Consider the following 14,661-nt stretch of genomic DNA (forward strand, 5'->3'; position numbering starts at 1 on the left):
CGAGTGTCTTAACAGGAGACGGTATGTATGAAAATTAAACGATTTAGTGGCGCCAATACCCGGGATGTTCTCCAGCAGATTCGTCTCACTTTGGGACCGGAAGCGGTCATTTTGTCCAATCGGGAAGCGGATGGCGAAGTAGAGATTGTTGCCGCTATTGATTTTGATGAAAAACAATGGAATGAAACGCAGTCTGTGCCCGCATGGCCGGAACCCTTGCGCGCCGCATCTGAAAAGCCCCAAATGCCACCAGCAGTGTCCGCATCACCGGCGCAGACCATCCCACATACTCATGAACCGCAAGCCACATCCAGTCGCGATTATAATATCCGTTCTGAGGATAAGGCTTCGCTGCTGCACGATGAATTACAGGCGCTGAAACAGCTGGTGGAAAGACGCTGGGGAGCGCAACCAGAAGCAAAGTCCGCCAAAGAGTTTTTGCTGGCAATGGGCTTTTCAGACGCTTGGATTGCCCGTTTCCTGGAGCGGGGTGAGCCCCAAAACTGGGAAGAAAGCTTGCGCAAAACCCTGGAAGAACAGGCTGGCATTAGTCCGACCACTCTCGATAAACCAGGATTATTTGTGTTGTTGGGGCCTACGGGTTCAGGTAAAACGACCAGTATTGCCAAGCTGGCTGCGGCGCAGGTGTTACGTCATGGTCCCCACTCCGTCGCACTGCTGACCACGGACACTTATCGCATCGCTGGCGTAGAACAGCTGGATATTTATGCGCGGATTCTCGGGGTACCGCTGGATGTCATCAAAGGGCCGGAAGATCTTTTGAGATCACTGGAAAAGCACCGTGATCGTTCTTGGATATTCATCGACACCATTGGCATGGGGCCCAAGGATCAGCGTCTGAATGAACAACTCCAGTGGTTTGCCGCCCTTGGTGCAGATGCCCAGCGTTTCTTGATGATTCCGGCCAGTCTCAGTGGCCGGAATTTATCTGTCGTCTTGGAACCTTATACGCACATTCCTCTGAATGGGGCCATATTGTCGAAGGTAGATGAAACCCCGGCTTTTGCAGCGGTACTGGAGTGGTTGACCATTCAGCACCTGCCCGTTGCCTGGTACAGCGATGGCCAAAAAGTGCCGGAAGACATGCATGAGGCCCCCTGGGAGCAATTGCTGTCCTTGCTGGAAACCAGTCTGGAGCCTCGCACGGGTACACTGGTGCATGACGCGGTGAATCGTTACCATGGCAGCCGCTATGAATAAATCCAATGGAGATATGGCTATTCAGGATGAGGGAATATTGGACCAGGCAGAAGGATTACGGCGCATGCGTGCCAGAAAGCCGATAAAAGTGATTGCGATAGCCAGCGGTAAGGGGGGGGTGGGGAAAACCAATGTGGCGGTGAATCTGGCCGTTGCACTGGCCCAGCAAGGTGCCAAACCCCTGCTGTTTGATGCGGATCTGGGTTTGGGAAATGTGGATGTGCTGTTGGGACTGAGTCCGCGCTTCAACTTGTCTCATGTGATTTCCGGTGAAAAAAGCATGGATGAGGTGTTGATCAGCGGCCCCTGGAATATTCGCATTTTACCTGCGGCGAGTGGCGTGGCGCGCATGGCCAATCTGGACGCTCAGTCCCAGTCCAATCTGATTCAGGGTATTGGGGACCTGAGCCTGGATATGGACTATCTGCTGATTGACCTGCCTGCCGGTATCGCTGGTGATGTGCTGACATTCAGTCAGGCTGCTCAGGAAGTGCTGGTGGTGTTATCCAATGAGCCAGCCTCCATCACCGATGCCTATGCCTTGATTAAGGTGCTGAGCCGCAATCATGGGGTAAAGCGCTTCAAGGTCCTGCCGAATATGGTCAGGGATCAAAAAGAAGGTGACGCCTTATTTCAACGTATCGCTAAAGTTGCCGACGGCTATCTGGATGTCACTTTGGAACAGGTGGGTAGTTTGCCTCAAGATCCCGCTCTGCGGGCTGCAGTGCGCGCTCAGAAAGCCGTTGTGGAATTATACCCCGAGGCTCCGGTATCCCGCGCATTACGTGATTTGGCCTTGACGATAGAGCGCTGGCCCCATTCGTTTAATGCAGCAGGTCACATGGCATTTTTCATGGAGCGATTGTTGATGATGCATCCGGAGTCATCTATCTGATGAGTGCCCGGCGCGCGGCGGACCCTTCGGTGGAAATGAGCGCTGCTGTTGCTCGCTTTTCCCCACTGGTGGAGCGCATTGCCCAACGCATACGTGCCCGGCTTCCTGCCAATATAGACCTTGCGGATTTGATTCAGGCCGGTTTGATAGGTTTGATGGATGCGCTTTCCGGACAAGAAAACAGTACTGATCAGGCGTTTGTGGCTTATGCCAGTATGCGCATTCGCGGTAGCATCCTGGATGAGCTGCGCAATCAGGACTGGCTGCCACGCCGGGCTCGCGCCAAGGAACAATCCATTCGTAAAGCCATTGGCTGTCTGGAGCAGCAGTTGGGGCGGCCGCCCGAAGAAGAAGAAATTGCCAGCAAGTTGGGTTGGGATCTCAAAACTTATCAATCTGCCCTGCAGAACACTGGTGGTCAAATCGTTTATCTGGAAGATTTGAGTAGTGAAAATGAGACCTTTGCTGGACGTTTTTTACGCGACCCTGCGGCCGATATGGCTTCTATTCTCAGTTCTGAAGAATTCGCCCGCGATCTCCAGAGCCATATCCGTCATCTTCCGGAGCGTGAGCAACTGGTCTTGGCCTTGTATTACCAGGATGAGCTCACGCTGAAGGAAATCGGCGAAGTGTTGGATGTCACGGAATCGCGGATCAGTCAGATTATGCGCCAGGCTATTTTACGCTTGCGCAGCCAGCTGGGAGACTGGAATGACGCGCCATAAGCAAAGGATGATCGCATGGATTTTCTGACGCTAGCGGGGTTGTTGGTCGCTTTTGGTGGAATCTTTCTGGGACAATTACTGGAAGGAGGTAAACTCAGCTCCATTCTGCAACTGACGGCCTTTATCATCGTCATTGGTGGCACTACAGGTGCGGTGATGGTGCAGTATCGCTTGCCGGTATTTGTACGTTCCCTGAAAATGTTGCCGTGGATTATTCTGCCGCCGAAAACCAACCCGCAACCGGTCATTCAGGAGCTGCTGGAATGGAGTAATACGGCCAGGAAAAATGGCTTGCTGGCCTTGGAAGGGTTACTCGAAACGGTCAATGATCCTTTCATGCGCAAGGGATTGCAGATGCTGGTAGACGGATCAGAGCCGGCTAAAATCCGCGCCACATTGGAAGTAGATATGGATTCACGTTCGGAAGTGGAGCGTCAAGGGGCCTGGGTATTCGAATCGGCGGGAGGTTATTCGCCCACCATTGGTATTCTCGGCGCCGTTTTGGGTTTGATTCATGTGATGGAAAATCTCGCGGATCCCGCCAAGTTGGGCGCCGGTATTGCCACGGCTTTTGTCGCCACCATTTATGGTGTGGGTTCAGCCAACCTGCTTTTCCTGCCGATCTCCAATAAGCTCAAAGGCGTGGTCCACCAGCAGAATTATTTGCGGGAAATGATCATTGAAGGTTTGGTGAGTATTGCAGAAGGGGAAAATCCCAAGCTCATTGAAGGACGTTTGCAAAGTTTCTATGCTGAGTAAGCTGGCGTATAGTGGGATGGTAGTTTTTTCTTGCGCATTAAAGGAGCGTCAATATGGCGGATATTCCTTTCCGGCCCGTCGAAACCGGTACGCAGCCCGTGCAGCCTTTGCGGCCTGTGCACAAGGAGCAAAATCCGAAGTCGTCGCATAAAAAAAAGCCCGAGCCCAAGAAGGATGATGCGGGGCATCAAGTGGATGAGTTTGCCTGATCAGCCATGAAAATGCGTTTCCGTCCCGCTTTTTTTGCCCGATACATGGCTTGATCAGCTTCTGCAATCATTTGCTCCTGACTGCTGTTCTTCTGCCAACAGGTCACGCCCGCGCTGAAACTCACTTGCAATGGTTTGTCGCGAGTTTCAAAAAGCTGTTGCCCAAGAAGCAGTTGCAAGCGTTCCAGGATGCGTTTGGCCTCTTCAGCGGAGGTTTCGGGCATCAGCAACACAAACTCCTCGCCACCATAGCGGGTGATGACGTCATTGGCGCGCAGGGTATTCTGCAGAATCCTGGCCATCCCCTGTAAAACCCGATCACCCAGATCGTGTCCATACTGGTCATTGACTTGCTTGAAATGATCCAAATCAACAATGGCTACTGCCAGGGGCTGATTCTGGCGCTGGGCTCTGGCGGATTCTCGGGCAAAAGCCGCCTTTAAGCCTCGGCGGTTCAATAAACCGGTCAGGGGGTCTACATGCACCAGTTGACTGATGGATTCCAGCTCGTCTTCGAGCTTGCGAATTTTTTCTTGAGCACTGTGCAGGCGGTTTTTTGCCTGCAACAAAGCATTTCTGGTTTCAGCAGATTGCCTGGTGATTTTTTTGCTCGTACTGACCACAGCACTGACAATTTGACGGATTTGCTGCCAATCTTTAGCACTTTCCAGCTCGTTGGCGAGGCTTTCCAATTGTTGATGATTACGACCATCTTCACCAGCCATGCTTTCCACAGAAATCAGTACCAGATTCACAAGGTCCCGAATGGCCTCTCGGGCTTCACGCACTTCTGATTTCAGCTTGCCCTGCTGAAAAATGACTTCTTTCACTCCGTTAATGGCCAGTTCAAGCTCTTGATCATTTTGTGCAGATTGTACAGCCAGTTGTACAACATCCAACTGACCTGATAGAAATGCATCATTATCGAGGAGGTCTGCAACATTGCGCAGAAGAAGCTGCAAGAGTTCTTGCAATCCCTGGCGTATTTTTTCTGCTTTGGTATCCAGTTCGTGTTGATGGGACCATAGCGATCTGGCCAAAGGCAGAAGATTTTCCGGGTGGATATTGGGAGCTTTGAAAAGGCTGTCAATTTGCGCCAGGACACCAGTGCTCACCGTATCTTCGTGGCGGAGGCTGTGTTTGACCGTGGTTTTCCACAAATGCTTCCAGTCGCTGCAAACGTCGCCTGAAACGCTGTGGTCACGGGTTTCTATGCGCTCTGCTGTAATCTCACGGGTGGGTAGCTTTTCCCACTGGCTGAGTTGCTTATCCAGTTTCTGCGATAACAGGAATGCATCTTTTTCCTCAAAAATTTTGTTTTTAGACAATATTTTTTGCAGGTGAGATAACCCGGATTGGGATCTTTCCCATTCTGTGCAGAGTCTTTGCAACAGTGCCGGCCAGTCGGCAGTGACCGGAGATGTTTCACCGGAGATGTCCCGATAAAAGCGCGCGTATATTTCAGGAGTAGGCGACAGACCCTCAGGGCTCCGTCAAGCTCGCCAGATATAGTAGCAGAGGTTTTCGCCACTGATTTTAATGGTGGTTTGAAGGGGCTATAGTTGGTGGAAATGCGGCATTTTCAGGCGATTTTGGGTGCAGAATCGTGAATGGGGTGGCTGACGGACGCAGCTCGCCCTCCGGAGCTATTCTCGGATAGGTAAACCCCGTGGTGGCGCCTCAGTATCCGAGTTGGCGGAGCGTTTTGTGCGCGCTGGCGGCGAAATCCCGGCACGCTTTGGCGATATTCTTGACGCCAGTGAGACGCATAATGCTCATGGCCAGTTCGCGCAAGGTCGCCATCATATGGGGACCGTTCTGGGTACGGACTTGGGAGAGGTCCTCGTGGAAAGTCACATCGCGGACATGATGGTTCCGGTTTTCAATTTCCCAGTGACCACGGGCCAAGCCCAACAGATTTTCGGGCGTGGCACGATCCGGGGTCAGGCTGGTGAGTCCGAAGGCATAATCATCCCGAATCGTGCCCTCTTTGCTGTTGATGGTGGAGCGTTGGATCAGGAAAGCTTGTCCGACATGCGGAAAATGGAGGCCGGTTGCCCGGGTGGCGACGATGATTTTGCGGTATTCAAAGCGGCCATGCCCGACCTCTGTGGTTTCAGCGTTGAGGGGGAAAATCGCCCCAAGGGAGGCACGTCAGACGGTCGCGGAGTTTTCGTTGATTGCCTTTGACGGCGGTGAAGAGATAATCGGCTTTCTTGTCTTCGACGAGGAAGCGGGCGGTCTCCCGCTGGGTATGCAGGGCATCGGCGGTGACGACCTTGCCCGCGATGTTGACGTCCTGGAGCAGGTTGCGCAGTTCTGGAATTTCGTTGGTTTTCCGGGCGATTTCTTTTTGCGCGATGGTGGCCCCCTGTCCATGCAGGAACGCGCTGAGCAGATGCACCTGAGCGCCGTCTGCGCGTGCGGCCCCTTTGAGGACTTTGCCATCGACGGCCACCGCTTCAAAGCCCGCCGTACCCAGTAGCCAGGCGCCGATCGCCGCATCCAGCGCCTCCACATCGGCCCCTTGCAAGACGCGCCGGATGGTCGGTTCGGAGGGGGCGAGGTAGCGCTTGGTTTTGGGATCGAATCGGGCGCGGATGCGCTTCAATTGAGCCTGGGTCAAGCGACCGCCCCACTCGGCGATGGCGGCATAACTTTCGGCCCGCGTCAGGACAGCGGCCACGGCCACCGTCAGGATGGCCGGGAGGGGATGCTGCTTGCCTAGTTTGCTGCGGGTATCGGGAAGGCGGAAAAAGATTTGGCGCAAGCCTTCCATTTGCGCGTCGCTCAACGTCACGGTTTGCATGGGGGTATGGGTCCATTCGAGTTGGGGCTGCGGCTGGGCCAACCAGGCCCGCGCCTGTGGATGGAGAGGAAAGAGCAGAAGACGTTTAGGTTGGCCGTGGTGGACATAGCCACCACCGGGACGGCGGGCGAAGCCCTTGGTTCCGCCGACATCCACCCAGTTGGCGGCCCGGTAGCAGGCACCGGTAAAACGGGGGGATTCCACAAAGGTCTCAGCCAGCACGATGGGATGCCCATAGACGGATTGCCAGTCCGCAGAGAGCCTGTGCAGGTTCAGCGCCAGAATACGGGACGCCAGATTCGGGAAGGATTCTCCGGGCAGGATCAGAAAACGGGCATTGTTGGCGATGAGATGCAAGCGCTGGCGGCGCAAGATCCAGGACCAGCCGATCCACCGATCCCGCGCCTGGCATTGAAAAGCGGCGGCATGCCAGCCCAGTAACGCTACCCAGCGACCATCGAGCGTAGCCACATAGCGCAGGTTACGGCCCGCCAAGGTGCGAAAGCCCCGGTAGTGATACGTTTGCATCAGCGTATTCCAGCGTTCCCGCTCCGTGGGCAGGATGGGTCGCACCTGAACACGGTGCAGGCTGGCTTGCTGGTTTTCGGTGAGAGTTGGGACTTCCATGCGGCAAAAGTTACCGCATTCATCCTGAGAAGTCCAGAAAAACCCTTTGTGCTACTCCATCAGCAGCTTAGATGGAAGGTTGACAGGGCCCTGGACAGACCCTGCTCCATGAGACTTTTTAGAGCTTCTCGAGCAATTTCTGCGGGAGTTTTGGAGGGCACGCTGCTGAATCCTCAGTTTTATGATTATCCTGCCCGTATCGTAATGGTTATTCAGAAAAAGAGAAAGGGATTGCTGATACCACAAAGCTGCTGTCAGGGTAATAGGCGGGCCTGATCGCGACCTTCATGCTTGGCCTGATAAAGAGCCGCATCGGCAATGACTACTCGTTCTTTAGCAGGTACTTGCGGGAGTAGCGTGGTTATTCCGGTAGAAATGGTGACGTGAACGCTTTGTCCTTGATCAAGCCGGAAAGGTTCACTGGCGATTTTTTGACACAGTCTCTGGGCAGCGAGCAGGGCACAGTTTTTTTTCATTCCCGGGAACAAGGCAAAAAACTCTTCACCACCATAGCGATACAGTCCGTCATAAGGACGTAGTTGGGCGCGAAGACGATCTGCCAGTTCTTTCAGAACGCGGTCTCCATTGACATGTCCAAACTGGTCGTTGAGTTTTTTGAAGTGATCCACATCTAGCATGGCAATATAGGCAGATGCGCCGCGATCCACCAAAGACTGCTCGCGAGCCAAGTCTTGTTCCATGCGACGGCGATTAAGCAGTCCGGTAAGGGGATCCACTTCGCCCATGTTTTTACTGAATGTGACGATCTCGTCAAAACATTGTCGTTCCAGCGCTTCGGCCGCAGGCATCACTGCCAATAATCCGGATTCGTAATCCGTTGAGGCCTGGATTTCCTGCATCTGATGCACAATACCATGATAGCTTTCCTGCAGATCTCGCCAAAAAATGCGATAAATTTCCGGAATACGCGACTCCGGCCCATGCAAGGCTTGGAGTACGGTTTGTTCAGCTTGTCTGGGGAGCGCGCGCCCCTGCAAGTTTTCGCGCAACCATAGTTGCCAGTAGTCTTTCCAGGCCTCGTAAAAATTCACCAGATCTTCCAGATAGGTATGATTATCCGGATCTTGATCAATTGGATATGTTGTGAAGCGTAGATTTTTTGCAGTCATGGCTTACCTCGCATCGTCGCAGAAATTAAAGCAAGTACCATGCCATTCATTCTGGTGGTGCTTGTCGTCATGATGAGGATGGCCACTTCAGTATTTTGCAGGATGTGCCGTTAGGATATTGAGCAGCCGCAGGAGAGTAGACATGCCTCAACCATCCCAGTCACCGATTCACTATCAACAGCCAGAATGCTCTCAGGAAAACGGTACACAACTGATGCAGCTCGGGCTTGAAGGAGTAGAAGCCTATTTGTTACGTATCAGGACTGCCTTGGAACGCCGCGACTATGCGGCCAAGAAAGTAGCCATAGATCGCGTCGAACATCTGGTGCAACATCTGCTCCTGCGTCTGGAAGAACAGACGAGCAGAGAGCGCATGATCCAGCTGGATCGCTTGTATCGTTATCTCTTGCTGAAGCTGGCTTATTGTAATATGTTCAATGACCTGGATGCGCTTAAACGCTGTGATCTGGTTGTTCAGGATTTACGTCTGGAGTGGTCTTGCCTACATGAAAAAGCGCAGCACGGGCAGATTCCAAGGATGATAGATTTTAATGATATGCTTGGCGCATGATTCACGATTCATTTTGAAACAATACAGGCAAGGACGCCATGGCGGAAGAAAAAAAAGCAGGAAAAAGCAAGTTGGTCATCATGTTGATTGCGGTGATAGTACTGCTGATAGTCATAGGTGGCGCAGCCATATGGTGGTTCATGCTCCGCTCCACTGCAGCTCCGACACCTGCAGAGGTGGCCCAGCAAAAACTGCAGAATACCAAGTTCATTGATCTGGGTTCACTGGTGACCAATCTGCAAAGTGCTGATGGAAGTACGCATTATATTCAGGTGCAAATTCAGTTGAAAACCTATGACCCTTCTGTTGAGACATCGGTGAAGACTTTCATGCCCGAGATTCGTAATGGGATTTTACTTTTGTTAAGCGCCCAGAATGCGGATACCGTAAGTCAACCAGCCGTGCGTGATCAACTTCTGCAAAAAATAAAAGCACAGGTAAATCAAATACTCGAAACCGATGGCGGAGCACTTAAAAATCCGCCTGCGGATAAAGCGCCGCCCATAGCATCTGTGTATTTTGCCAGCTTTGTCGTCCAATAATGAGACTTAATCCATGTTTCTGATTATCGGTTATGTCATTGCGCTGGGCGCTATTTTTGGTGGCTTCATGCTTGAAGGTGGGGCCATTGCTGCCCTGATTCAGCCTTATGAGCTACTGATGATCGCTGGGGGAGCTTTTGGTGCTTTTTTTGCTGCGACCTTTCCGCGCACCTTTAAAGCGGTCATCAAAGCGCTACCCATGGCGTTCAAGGGTTCAAAATACAATAAAGCGATATACATGGAATTGCTCAGTCTGTTGAATGAGCTTTTTAGTAAAATACGCCAGGGCGGACTGATGTCCATCGAGGGCGATGTGGATGATCCGGCATCCAGCGAAATGTTCAAGAAATATCCGCGTATTTTGTCTGATCATCATGTGATGGAATTTTTGACCGACTATTTGCGGCTGATGATTGGTGGCAATCTGGGGGCTTTTGAAATGGAAAACCTCATGGATGTGGATATTGATACCCATCATCGCGAAATGGAAATTCCCATTCATGCTTTAACCCGTACTGCCGATGGTATGCCCGCATTTGGTATCGTCGCTGCAGTCATGGGTGTGGTCAATACGATGGGTTCAGTGGATAAACCACCCTCAGTTCTGGGTGAACTGATTGCGGCGGCATTGGTGGGCACATTTCTGGGTATTCTTTTGGGTTACGCTGTATTATCTCCTTTGGCATCACGTATGGAAGATCGTGCGGCAGAAAGCAGCAAAATTTTTGAATGTATTAAGGTGGCTTTGCTGGCCACGATGAATGCTTATCCGCCTCAAGTGGCAGTAGAATTTGGCCGTAAAGTGTTGTTTTCCACCGAACGCCCCAGTTTTCAGGAGTTGGATAATCATCTGCGGGAACTCAAGGGAAAGTGATCCATTATGGCTGACGATGGAAAAAACAAGCCAATTGTCATAAAGCGCATCAAAAAAGTGAGCGGTGGCGGTCATGGTGGTGCCTGGAAAATTGCCTACGCGGATTTTATTACCGCCATGATGGCTTTCTTTTTGTTAATGTGGTTACTGGGTTCCACAACTAAGGCACAGTTGCAAGGTATTGCCCAATGGTTCAAAAATCCTGAGCGGGTTTCTCTCATGGGCGGTCCTGGCAGTGGGTCATCCAACTCGATTTTGCCAGGCGGTGGCAAAAACTTGACAAAGACAGTGGGTGAGATTCAACGCGGAGCAAAACGGCAAAATCTTGCCAGTAATCCCACCCTGACGGCCGTGAGTGAACAGGTGGATCATGAAAATCTGGAGCATCTGAAAAAAGTGCTGGACGCACAAATTGCCAGCAACCCCGCTCTGGCAGCATTTCGGCATCAGTTACTCATCAATATCACGCCCGAGGGGCTACGTATTCAGGTGGTAGATAGCGCAAAACGCTCCATGTTTCCCAATGGCAGTACGAGTCTGGAGCCCTATGCTCAGGTGATTTTCAAGGCCATAGCGCCGACTTTGAACCAGCTGCCCAATCAGATCAGCATTACGGGACATACTGATGCGTTACGCTATGCCAATGGCGGCAAGGGATACAGTAACTTCAACCTGTCGGCAGGACGGGCCAATGCCGTGCGTCAGATTCTGGTACAGAATGGCCTGGATGAAAGTAAAATTCTGCGAGTAGTGGGTATGGGCTCTGCCGTGCTGTATGTACCCAAGGAACCTGATTCACCGTTGAACAGACGAGTGAGTATCGTGGTGCTCAGTCAAAAAGCGGCATTACGCATTGTCAGCAATCAAAAAATGGAAAGAAGGGTGAATGATGTCTTAGCAGTTAAAAAGATCATCGGTGGAGAGCCTGCTCCTTTATCGACCCCTGGGGATGGTCCTCCAACCATTTCAGGAGGACATCCATTGCCATTGGTCGCCCCCGAAAAAAGCCCTGGGTAATATTAACGCCGGACTGTAGGAGAAACTGTTCTTCTTCCAAGGTCTCGACACCCTCTGCAATAATAGATAGATTCAGTGCCTTGCCAATGGCGATGATGGATTTGACCAGAGCGCAGGTAGAATGCTCGCTGAGCATGCGGCGAACAAAACTTTGATCAATTTTTAGTGTGCTGAAGGGTAACTGGTTCAGCATGCTGAGTGAAGAATAGCCCGTACCGAAATCATCCAGGACAAGTTTGTATCCCTGTGTGCGTAATTTTTCCAATCGCTCGCGTAAAGCAGAGTTTACATCAAGCCAGTTTGATTCTATGAGTTCTATGCTTAGATGCCGCGGATGCAAGTCATGGTGATCAATAGTACTTTCCAGCAGGTTTTCAAATTGGGGATCAACTAATTGTTCAGCCTCAAAATTTACAGAAACATAAATTTGCTCATGAATGGTGCCTTGTTTGATGAGTGTGGAAAGGATGTGTAGCGCTTGGTCAAGAATGGTTTTGGTAAGCATGGACAATTGTCCGCTTTCTTCAGCGAGGGGCAAGAAATCAACGGGGTGGATTCTGCCAAGATCTGCGTCTTCCCAGCGCGCCAAGGCTTCAAATCCTACGAGGGTGGTTCCATTCATGATAATGGGTTGCAACCACGGTTGAATATGCTTATGCGTTATCGCTCCAGACATTTTCTGAATGATTGTTTTTCGCTTGTTAAAAGTATTCTGCATTTCCTTGTCGAAAATCTGTATATGTTTTCTATGCTGATGAGCATGCTCAGCTGCGGCGAAAACGGCTGCGCAGGAATCCTCAAAATCTGCTAATCGTTCTCCTGAGTTTAGAAAGCCGCAGTGATAATTGATGGTGAGTATGTTTTTATATTTATGAATAATTTCATCCACGAGCGTGCAGATAAGCTCTTCAATTGCGGCCGGGAGTTGATTATCTGAATCACTTTTGTCGATAAATATCAGTAGCTGATTTGGATCTTTGCCTGTACCCAGTTGTACAACCGATGGCGTTTTGTTGTGAATAAATTGACCAAGTTCAGTCATAAAAGCGCGATAGTGATTGCGATTGTCCGGGGTTGATGCATTATGATCAAGCAAGATGGCTAATAATGAGATGGAGTGCTCGGGTATCAACGACTGTATGCTCAGCCAGTAATCCGATAAGTATTCAATATTTGCCAGGCCGGTAACACGATGTTGATAACGATCCTTGCTGATATCAGTATGGGTTCCAGCAATATAGGTGAGCTGTCCTTGTGGATTTGAATCTGCTGCGCCGCGTGTATGTATCCATAAATAATGGCCATCCTCCCGTCTGATCCGATAGTCAAGGCTTAAGGTATCTGAGGTAGGGTTGGCGATAAAGTCATGAATGAACTGTTCTACATGCTGCTGGTCCTGAGGGTGAATTCGGTCAATCCATTGAGCTATGCTCATGTTTTTTAGATTGTTATGGCATTGTAATAAATCCAACCAGCGTTGTGAATGGCGCAATTGTTGTGACTGGACATCTAACTCCCAAATGCCATCATGAGCGCCGCGCAAGATGAGTTCTTGTCGCGCCTGAAGGTTGATGAAGCGTTGACTTGTCGCCGACAAATCCAGGTGGGCTTTTAACCGTGCTTTTAATATGCTGAAGTCTACGGGCTTGTTGACAAAATCGTTCGCTCCATCAGCCAAGGCTTGAACCAGATAATCCTTTTCATCAAAGGCGGTCACCATGATAACGGGCAGGGTGAGTGACGTGTGATTTTTACGAATCTGTTGTAATACCTCCAGACCATTCATGCCGGGTAAGCCCATATCCAGGAGAATGGCTGAGGGTGTTTGCTGCCCGATGATTGTCAAAGCCGAAGGACCATCCGCTGCTTCCATAACGGACCAACCACTATTTCTGAGCCGCCGCAGCATAAGCTGTCGACTTGGAATGTCATCTTCCACTATAAGGATATGTTGCGGCTGATCATTAGCTTCTGTATTGTTCAATGGTATTTAATAACCTCTCGAAATCGATAGGCTTGGAAAGATAAGCTGCTGCCCCGGCGGTAATTGCGCGACGTTGATCGTCAATCATAGAATGTGCCGAGAGTATGATTATCGGAACTTCGGGATATAAAAAGCGGATTTTTTCCAAGGCTTCCCAGCCATTGACAATCGGCATGGCAATATCCATTAAAATGATATCCGGTTTTTGTCTTTTCACTTGTTCAATGGCCTGTAAGCCATTTTCTGCTTCCATGACAGTATAATTACGACGTATCAGGCGACGGACCAGCATGTCCCGATTACGGGGATCGTCTTCTGCCACCAGGACTATCATCCGGTTTCTCCGGGATATCGATAACAGACAGGCACTGAAATGGTAAAAGTGGAACCTTCCCCTGGGGTACTCTCTACCCGGATACTTCCGCCCAACAATTGACACAAGGTGGCAGAAAGGGCCAAACCCAGACCTGTTCCACCATAGCGGCGATTGATAGAGCTGTCTGCCTGAGTGAAAGCTTCAAATATTTTTTGCTTTTGGCTGGCATCTATTCCTGGACCAGTATCACGAACCCACCATTCACCGTAGCGTATCTGATCTGATGCAATTGTCTCTTGATAACCAATAACAATCCGACCGTTTTCCGTGAATTTTGCCGCATTACCCAGTATATTAATCAAACATTGACGTATTTTCCCCAAATCATTCAACACCCGATCAGCTTGATCAGGTAATGCATATTCCAGAGTATTCCCATTTTTTTGGATGAGAGGCTGCAATGTGGCGGCTGTTGAACGGGTAAAAGTCAAAGGGTCAAAATGTTCAGGAAAAATATCTGTCTGTCCTGATTCGATGCGGCTCAGATCAAGAACATCATTAATCAGGCTGAGTAAATGTCTTCCGGCATCGCGAATAGTAATCAGGTCTGCTTCGGTATTGTCTCCGACTGTGCCATCCCCCAGTTCCTCCAGGATTAATTCACTGTAACCAATGACAGCATTCAAGGGCGTACGAAGTTCGTGACTCATGCTGGCGAGAAATTGACTTTTGGCATGTGATGCTGCTTCTGCGGCTTCTTTCGCCTCGGTGAGCATGGCCGTACGTTCGGCAACGATTTTATCAAGATTCGCTGTCTGTTGTTCGCGTTGATCTATGGCGCGCGCCGCAGCGCTCAAAACAAAATTGACTAATAAAGTCAATTTTTCGGCTTCCTCGTCGGCTGTGGAGCAGTGCACCACAAAGTTGAAGTTACCATTTACTGCCTGGCAGAGCTGATTCGATATCTCTTGCATGGTTCCTC

Annotated in this window: 16 protein-coding genes; 9 read left to right on the top strand and 7 right to left on the bottom strand. The window is 50.6% G+C overall.

Annotated elements, in window-relative coordinates:
• The first annotated feature begins 27 nt into the window (after positions 1-27).
• Genes flhF through B1757_RS15370 form a run of 5 tightly spaced genes read left to right on the top strand, consistent with a single transcriptional unit; the run spans position 28 to position 3,809 of the window.
• Positions 28-1,221, top strand: coding sequence for a flagellar biosynthesis GTPase FlhF (gene flhF, locus B1757_RS05670; protein ID WP_101537393.1), 1,194 nt, complete (start codon positions 28-30; stop codon positions 1,219-1,221).
• Positions 1,214-2,116, top strand: coding sequence for a MinD/ParA family protein (locus B1757_RS05675; protein WP_253253731.1), 903 nt, complete (start codon positions 1,214-1,216; stop codon positions 2,114-2,116). The genes flhF and B1757_RS05675 overlap by 8 nt, the downstream gene beginning before the upstream one ends.
• Positions 2,116-2,841 (top strand): RNA polymerase sigma factor FliA, encoded by a 726-nt coding sequence (gene fliA / locus B1757_RS05680; RefSeq protein ID WP_101537394.1) that lies wholly within the window; start codon positions 2,116-2,118, stop codon positions 2,839-2,841. The genes B1757_RS05675 and fliA overlap by 1 nt, the downstream gene beginning before the upstream one ends.
• Positions 2,842-2,856: 15 nt before the next feature.
• Positions 2,857-3,600, top strand: a complete 744-nt coding sequence (locus tag B1757_RS05685; RefSeq protein WP_101537395.1) for a flagellar motor protein — start codon at positions 2,857-2,859, stop codon at positions 3,598-3,600.
• A gap of 53 nt (positions 3,601-3,653) precedes the next feature.
• Complete coding sequence (locus B1757_RS15370; protein WP_172437619.1) at positions 3,654-3,809, top strand: hypothetical protein; 156 nt, start codon at positions 3,654-3,656, stop codon at positions 3,807-3,809.
• Here B1757_RS15370 and B1757_RS05690 read toward each other — a convergent pair.
• From B1757_RS05690 to B1757_RS05705, 4 genes are all read right to left on the bottom strand, one after another.
• A complete protein-coding gene (locus tag B1757_RS05690) occupies positions 3,788-5,137 on the bottom strand; it encodes a sensor domain-containing diguanylate cyclase (protein WP_101537396.1) in 1,350 nt (449 codons plus the stop codon). The two genes, B1757_RS15370 and B1757_RS05690, sit on opposite strands and share 22 nt — an antisense overlap.
• Before the next feature lie 352 nt (positions 5,138-5,489).
• Positions 5,490-5,945 (bottom strand): ISAs1 family transposase, encoded by a 456-nt coding sequence (locus B1757_RS16010; RefSeq protein ID WP_140391020.1) that lies wholly within the window; start codon positions 5,943-5,945, stop codon positions 5,490-5,492.
• Positions 5,926-7,245, bottom strand: coding sequence for an ISAs1 family transposase (locus tag B1757_RS05700; protein ID WP_101537397.1), 1,320 nt, complete (start codon positions 7,243-7,245; stop codon positions 5,926-5,928). The genes B1757_RS16010 and B1757_RS05700 overlap by 20 nt, the downstream gene beginning before the upstream one ends.
• Before the next feature lie 254 nt (positions 7,246-7,499).
• Positions 7,500-8,375 carry a GGDEF domain-containing protein gene (locus tag B1757_RS05705; RefSeq protein ID WP_101537398.1) on the bottom strand — a complete coding sequence of 292 codons (876 nt, stop codon included), beginning with the start codon at positions 8,373-8,375 and terminating at the stop codon, positions 7,500-7,502.
• A gap of 142 nt (positions 8,376-8,517) precedes the next feature.
• Here B1757_RS05705 and B1757_RS05710 point away from each other — a divergent pair, with 142 nt between their 5' ends.
• From B1757_RS05710 to motB, 4 genes are read left to right on the top strand one after another with little or no spacing between them, the layout of a single operon-like run.
• Positions 8,518-8,946: a flagellar protein FliS gene (locus B1757_RS05710; RefSeq protein ID WP_101537399.1), complete on the top strand. Its 429-nt coding sequence runs from the start codon at positions 8,518-8,520 to the stop codon at positions 8,944-8,946.
• Between the two features lie 38 nt (positions 8,947-8,984).
• Positions 8,985-9,488, top strand: coding sequence for a flagellar basal body-associated FliL family protein (locus tag B1757_RS05715; protein ID WP_101537400.1), 504 nt, complete (start codon positions 8,985-8,987; stop codon positions 9,486-9,488).
• A 13-nt stretch (positions 9,489-9,501) separates the two neighbouring features.
• Positions 9,502-10,362, top strand: a complete 861-nt coding sequence (gene motA, locus B1757_RS05720; protein WP_101537401.1) for a flagellar motor stator protein MotA — start codon at positions 9,502-9,504, stop codon at positions 10,360-10,362.
• A 6-nt stretch (positions 10,363-10,368) separates the two neighbouring features.
• Positions 10,369-11,379, top strand: coding sequence for a flagellar motor protein MotB (gene motB, locus B1757_RS05725; RefSeq protein WP_253253732.1), 1,011 nt, complete (start codon positions 10,369-10,371; stop codon positions 11,377-11,379).
• On the opposite strand, the gene B1757_RS05730 is transcribed toward motB, so the two are convergent.
• From B1757_RS05730 to B1757_RS05740, 3 genes are all read right to left on the bottom strand, one after another.
• Positions 11,273-13,363, bottom strand: a complete 2,091-nt coding sequence (locus B1757_RS05730) for an EAL domain-containing protein (protein WP_143484227.1) — start codon at positions 13,361-13,363, stop codon at positions 11,273-11,275. The two genes, motB and B1757_RS05730, sit on opposite strands and share 107 nt — an antisense overlap.
• The gene (locus tag B1757_RS05735) at positions 13,344-13,697 is read right to left on the bottom strand and encodes a response regulator (RefSeq protein WP_101537403.1); all 354 of its coding nucleotides are present in this window, start codon (positions 13,695-13,697) and stop codon (positions 13,344-13,346) included. Before B1757_RS05735 ends, B1757_RS05730 begins: the two co-directional genes overlap by 20 nt.
• Positions 13,694-14,661, bottom strand: a 968-nt coding sequence (locus B1757_RS05740) for a sensor histidine kinase (RefSeq protein ID WP_253253733.1), incomplete at its 5' end; no start/stop codon positions are given. The genes B1757_RS05735 and B1757_RS05740, both read right to left, overlap by 4 nt.

The organism is Acidithiobacillus marinus, from assembly GCF_002847505.1.
GTDB classification, from domain to species: Bacteria; Pseudomonadota; Gammaproteobacteria; order Acidithiobacillales; family Acidithiobacillaceae; genus Acidithiobacillus; species Acidithiobacillus marinus.

Bases quoted from the DNA above. Each gene is read 5' to 3' on its own strand.
- flhF (WP_101537393.1), top strand. From the start codon at position 28: ATGAAAATTAAACGATTTAGTGGCGCCAATACCCGGGATGTTCTCCAG.
- B1757_RS05675 (WP_253253731.1), top strand. From the start codon at position 1,214: ATGAATAAATCCAATGGAGATATGGCTATTCAGGATGAGGGAATATTG.
- fliA (WP_101537394.1), top strand. From the start codon at position 2,116: ATGAGTGCCCGGCGCGCGGCGGACCCTTCGGTGGAAATGAGCGCTGCT.
- B1757_RS05685 (WP_101537395.1), top strand. From the start codon at position 2,857: ATGGATTTTCTGACGCTAGCGGGGTTGTTGGTCGCTTTTGGTGGAATC.
- B1757_RS15370 (WP_172437619.1), top strand. From the start codon at position 3,654: ATGGCGGATATTCCTTTCCGGCCCGTCGAAACCGGTACGCAGCCCGTG.
- B1757_RS05700 (WP_101537397.1), bottom strand. From the start codon at position 7,245: ATGGAAGTCCCAACTCTCACCGAAAACCAGCAAGCCAGCCTGCACCGT.
- B1757_RS05705 (WP_101537398.1), bottom strand. From the start codon at position 8,375: ATGACTGCAAAAAATCTACGCTTCACAACATATCCAATTGATCAAGAT.
- B1757_RS05710 (WP_101537399.1), top strand. From the start codon at position 8,518: ATGCCTCAACCATCCCAGTCACCGATTCACTATCAACAGCCAGAATGC.
- B1757_RS05715 (WP_101537400.1), top strand. From the start codon at position 8,985: ATGGCGGAAGAAAAAAAAGCAGGAAAAAGCAAGTTGGTCATCATGTTG.
- motA (WP_101537401.1), top strand. From the start codon at position 9,502: ATGTTTCTGATTATCGGTTATGTCATTGCGCTGGGCGCTATTTTTGGT.
- motB (WP_253253732.1), top strand. From the start codon at position 10,369: ATGGCTGACGATGGAAAAAACAAGCCAATTGTCATAAAGCGCATCAAA.
- B1757_RS05735 (WP_101537403.1), bottom strand. From the start codon at position 13,697: ATGATAGTCCTGGTGGCAGAAGACGATCCCCGTAATCGGGACATGCTG.